1 protein-coding gene is annotated in these 538 nt (G+C 66.7%); it reads left to right on the top strand.

Translation table 11 applies throughout. From position 1 onward, the window contains the following. Positions 1 to 538 (top strand): phenylalanine--tRNA ligase subunit alpha (locus tag AACY08_RS28495; protein WP_339472441.1); only part of this gene is annotated, 538 nt, incomplete at both ends.

Below are 538 nucleotides of genomic sequence, written 5' to 3'. Positions count from 1 at the left end.
GCTTCGCGGTCGCCACCGGCCCCGAGTTCGAGGATCAGTGGCACAATTTCACCGCGCTCAACATGCCCGAGAGCCATCCCGCGCGCGCGATGCACGACACCTTCTACCTGAAGGCGGGCGAAGGCGAAGAGGCCAAGGTTCTGCGCACCCACACCTCGCCCGTCCAGATCCGCACGATGATGGGGCAGGAGCCGCCGATCCGCATCATCGCGCCGGGCCGCGTCTATCGCTCGGACTGGGACGCGACGCACACGCCGATGTTCCACCAGATCGAGGGGCTGGTGATCGACAAGGGCATCACGCTCGGCCATCTCAAATGGACGCTGGAGACCTTCCTCAAGGCGTTCTTCGAGCGCGACGACATCGTGCTCCGCCTGCGCCCGAGCTATTTCCCCTTCACCGAACCCTCGGCGGAGGTCGACGTCGGCTGGACGATGGAAAAGGGCCGCCGCGTGCTCGGCGGGTCGGAGGGCTGGATGGAGTTGCTCGGCAGCGGCATGGTCCACCCCAAGGTGATCGCCGCGTGCGGGCTCGATCC

It is taken from the genome of Pseudomonas sp. EL_65y_Pfl1_R83 (assembly GCF_963970695.1).
GTDB lineage: Bacteria > Pseudomonadota > Gammaproteobacteria > Pseudomonadales > Pseudomonadaceae > Aquipseudomonas > Aquipseudomonas tritici.
Note: the sequence above shows the minus strand (reverse complement) of the source record. Positions and strands in the feature narration are given on the sequence as shown.